The 4,099-nt window shown below is 47.9% G+C and carries 2 protein-coding genes; one reads left to right on the forward strand and one right to left on the reverse strand.

All coding sequences use genetic code 11. The features are described from left to right. Positions 1–301: 301 nt before the first annotated feature. Positions 302–1,891: an AAA family ATPase gene (locus ACTQ53_RS17190; protein ID WP_441934508.1), complete on the reverse strand. Its 1,590-nt coding sequence runs from the start codon at positions 1,889–1,891 to the stop codon at positions 302–304. A 212-nt stretch (positions 1,892–2,103) separates the two neighbouring features. On the opposite strand from ACTQ53_RS17190, the gene ACTQ53_RS17195 reads away from it, so the two are divergent. Then, positions 2,104–3,894 (forward strand): 1-deoxy-D-xylulose-5-phosphate synthase, encoded by a 1,791-nt coding sequence (locus ACTQ53_RS17195; protein WP_441934510.1) that lies wholly within the window; start codon positions 2,104–2,106, stop codon positions 3,892–3,894. The last annotated feature ends 205 nt before the right edge of the window (positions 3,895–4,099 follow it).

The raw sequence follows: 4,099 nt of genomic DNA on the forward strand, positions 1-4,099 counted from the left end.
ATTATGTAACTTTGCAGCCGAAAAGGCTTCCCTGCTGGGGGCATGCCCCCAGCAGGGAGTGGGAATGAAAGTTAAGAACAAGCCTTGACACAGTTTAAATTACACCCCCTAGCTTTTTAAGTCTAGAGTAAATCGCTCCTCTCGAACGCTCTATGATTTCTGCTATTTCCTTTATCTTTTTTCCTTCATTATAAAATTTTATCAAAATATCATCTGCTTCTTTTTCCCAAGGGAGATAGGCGTTTCCGTGTTCTTTTCTTTTTTCTTCGACAGAATACGCTTTCTTAAGTGTTGGTTTTGTTTAAGTTTTATCCAGAATCCTGTATTCCCAATCCTCAATAGTCCTTGTCTCTGTGCTGAAGCTGATGCCAATCTTTACGAGCTTTCTTTCATCAGCCTCGAAAGGAACCATGTAGCCTTTTTCGTCTATCTGGGCGAGGGCTTCCTTAGCAGGCTTGTTGATCTTTATCTCGAAGACGAAGATGGTGTGGGGCGAGAACATCACGGCATCGGCCCTGCCCCTGCAACTCTTCACCTGCGTGAGAACGGCTATGTTCATCATCGAAAGCATGATGTAGAATACGGTTTCATAATAATACTCGTTTTTCTGCATGTCTGCCAATACATCTTTCCCGCCTTCTGGATAAGGAATGGAAGCGAAGTAGGATTTCATCAGCGTCATCGCCTTGTCGATGTTTCCATACACCAATGCCTGATAGAATCTTGCCGCAAACCCCAGCGATGTGCCGTCGCTCAGATTCGTGTAGAGCGGCAGCAGGTTTTCCATCAGTCCGGCCCTTACTTCCTTGTTGGGAATGCCGAGAAAGTAGCCTTTGGTGAGAGGGTCGTAGTCCTTGATGGTAAGGTAGCCGCCCTGATAGAGCAATGGCAGGGCATCCGTCATCTTCTCCGTAGGACGGTCGAAGGAAGACGAGAAGGCGAAGACATTATCCAGCTCCGTCACGTTAGTCTTGAATTTCTGCATCTGATTGATGAGATAGGTAGAAGTGCCCGATGCAAACCAGTAGTCCTCTATCTCGCCCGACGCCAAGGCTCGCATCAGACTGAACGGATTGAAGATGTCTGGGCTGTTTCTTGTGAAATGATAGCCGTCGTAATTCTCCTGAAGCATCCGTGCCATCTCTTCCTTGCTCACCCCATTGTGCTCCGCCATCAGTTCGATGTCCTGACTCAGGGTGGTGGTGAGCTCCTCCTTGGTAATGCCGCAGATGGCAGCAAACTCTGGGTCCATGGAGATATTGCTCAGGTTGTTGATTGCGCTGAAGATGCTGAGCTGCGAGAACTTGGTGATTCCCGTGATGAAGGTGAATCTGATGTATTCATCATTAGCCTTGATTGGGGCATAAAATTCCTGTATGACGGTTCTGATTTCAGCTAGCCTGTCCTCATTATGGAGCACATCAAGAAGCGGCGCATCATATTCGTCTATGATAATGATGACCGGCTTGCCTGTTTGCTCTTTTGCCGAAATAATCAGGTTCTTGAATCTGTCTCCGGGAGTTTCACTTTCTGGATTCTTTCCCCAGATACTTTCATATTCGGAAAGTTTGTAATTGAATTTGGATTGCAAATCTTTGAGATTGCAATTCTTGAATGTGGACATGTCGAAGTGCAGGACAGGGTATTCTGTCCAGTCCTTTTCCAAACCTTCGATGGCAAGCCCCTTGAACAGGTCTTTCTCGCCAGCGAAATAGGAATGGAGGGTTGTGCTCAGCAAGGATTTTCCGAACCGACGGGGACGACTGAGAAATACATACTTGTACTTCTTGGTCAACTTGTATATCAAGTCTGTTTTATCCACGTACACGCATCCTCTATTGATGATATCGCTGAATGTCTGTATTCCCACAGGATAAATTCTTTCTGCCATAGTCTTTGCATTTTTATTCTTTGTGGCAAAGTTACGAAAAGTTTTTGAAATGAAAGCGATTTGGAAGGAAAAAATGGGGCTGGGGGATGAAAAAGTAGAAGCATTTGAAGGAATAGGGAGAATCTTTCATTTTTTCTGTAGTTGGGGTAATGCGTGTTTCCAGGATTCTTCGTATCTTTGCAACCAGAAATCATAATTAAAACTATAAGAAAATGTATATAGAGAAAATAAAGTCGCCAGCCGACTTGAAGAAGCTGGATTTGAAGGAACTGCTGGTGGTGGCTGATGAAACCAGACAGGCTGTGCTGAACCGTGTGAGCAAACATGGCGGTCATGTGGGACCGAACCTGGGATTCGTGGAGGCTACCGTGGCGCTTCACTACGTTTTTAATGCGCCAAAGGATAAGCTCGTGTTTGACGTAAGCCACCAATGTTATCCGCATAAGGTGCTCACCGGACGAGCTGCGGGATTCCTCGGCGATGTGGATGACATGAATGCCATTTCGGGCTATTCTTCTCCTGCCGAATGTCCGGAGTATGATAACTTCGAGGTGGGGCATACTTCCACTTCCGTGAGTCTTGCCACCGGTTTGCAGAAGGCGCGCGACATCAAGGGTACCGATGAGAACATCATCGCCATTATCGGCGACGGATCCCTTTCGGGCGGTGAGGCTTTCGAGGGACTGGACGAGGCTTCGGAACTCGGTACGGGCATCATCATCGTGGTGAACGACAACGAAATGTCTATCGCCGAAAATCATGGCGGAATCTATAAGAACCTGCGTGCCTTGCGCGAGAGCAACGGCACCTGCGAGCACAACTGGTTCAAGGCGTGGGGCTTTGAATACAAGTATCTGGAAGAGGGTAACGACATCGAAAAACTCATCCAGGTTTTCGAGAGCGTGAAGGATACGGATAAGCCTACCGTGGTTCACATTCACACAGAAAAAGGTCATGGATTTGCGCCAGCCGTAGCTAACAAGGAGGCTTGGCATTGGGGAATGCCTTTCAATCTGGAAGACGGTTCGCGACCAAGAAGGAATGCCGATGGAACCCTCCCGGAGGTTGCTCCAACAGAGGATTACGGTACATTATTCTCTGACTGGATGCTCAGCGAGATGAAGCAGGATAAGACCCTCATCGCCGTAACCGCCGGTACTCCTACCGCAGGTGGCTTTACTGCCGATAAGCGCCAACTGGCTGGCAAGCAGCACATCGATATGGGAATCGCCGAAGAGCAGGCAGTAGCGATGATTTCGGGAATGGCGAAGGGCGGATTGCATCCGGTATGGACCGTTTACAGCACCTTCATCCAACGTACCTACGACCAGATAGCGCAAGACCTCTGCATCAATTCCAACCCAGCCGTAATCAACGTGGTAGGAGGCGGAGTAAACTCGATGAACGACATCACCCACATCTGCCTTTTCGATATTCCGATGCTCTGCAGCATTCCGGGACTCATCTATCTGGCTCCAACCACCTGCGAGGAGTATTTCGCCATGCTCCGCTGGAGCATTCTGCAGGATAAGAAACCTATCGCCATCCGCGTGCCAAGCAATGGCGTGGTTCATACGTCCGAAGCCGTTGATGCTGAATATGGTTACGAGGCAAAGTACAAGGTGATGCACCAGGGCGAGAAGGTGGCAGTCATCGCCGCCGGTTCGTTCTATCAGAAGGGCGAGAATGTAGTCCGCCTGTTGGCTGATAAGGGTATCGATGCTACGCTCATCAATCCCCGTTATCTGAATGAGGTGGATGCCGAGACGCTGGATAGCCTGAAGGCAAACCATCAGTTGGTGGTAACCCTGGAAGATGGCTCGAAGGATGGCGGCTTCGGAGAGCGCATCGCCTCTTACTATGGCACTTCAGAAATGAAGGTAATGGTGGGCGGCATCAGAAAGGGTCTCTACGATAGATATGATGTGCAGCAGTTGCTTTCGGATAATCGCCTGCTCGATGAGCAGATAGTGGAAGACATCTTGTTAGTGATTAATGATTAGTGATTAGTAATTAATGATTGGTAATTAATTATTAATGATTAGTTATTAGTTAGTCGGCATAGTTAGTTTTTATTTAACGAGAAATCCAAGCCAGAGGGGGTGTAATTTAAACTGTGTCAAGGCTTGTTCTTAACTTTCATTCCCACTCCCTGCTGGGGGCATGCCCCCAGCAGGGAAGCCTTTTCGGCTGCAAAGTTACATAATT

It is taken from the genome of Prevotella sp. Sow4_E9_plate, from assembly GCF_052116205.1.
Classification (GTDB): Bacteria; Bacteroidota; Bacteroidia; order Bacteroidales; family Bacteroidaceae; genus Prevotella.